Source organism: Limosilactobacillus vaginalis DSM 5837 = ATCC 49540, from assembly GCF_000159435.1.
Classification (GTDB): Bacteria; Bacillota; Bacilli; order Lactobacillales; family Lactobacillaceae; genus Limosilactobacillus; species Limosilactobacillus vaginalis.
In genome coordinates this window covers 1-276 of the sequence record NZ_GG693456.1, presented here as the reverse complement: position 1 = coordinate 276, position 276 = coordinate 1, and the positions used below count along the sequence as shown (strand labels likewise).

Below are 276 nucleotides of genomic sequence, written 5' to 3'. Positions count from 1 at the left end.
GTAGGCCTGAGTGGACTTGAACCACCGACCTCACCCTTATCAGGGGTGCGCTCTAACCACCTGAGCTACAAGCCTGTAGAGGTTTTACTGCTCATTTTCATCAGACAATCTGTGTGAGCACTGCAAAGTACGCTTCTTTAAGGTAAGGAGGTGATCCAACCGCAGGTTCCCCTACGGTTACCTTGTTACGACTTCACCCCAGTCATGAATCACAAAGTGGTAAGCGCCCTCCCGAAGGTTAAGCTACCTACTTCTTTTGCAACCCACTCCCATGGT

1 tRNA gene and 1 rRNA gene are annotated in these 276 nt (G+C 50.4%); both read right to left on the bottom strand.

Going from position 1 to position 276, the window contains the following annotated elements:
- Position 1: 1 nt before the first annotated feature.
- A tRNA-Ile gene (locus HMPREF0549_RS08985) sits at positions 2-75 on the bottom strand.
- Between the two features lie 68 nt (positions 76-143).
- A 16S ribosomal RNA gene (locus tag HMPREF0549_RS08980) occupies positions 144-276 on the bottom strand; the annotation flags it as partial.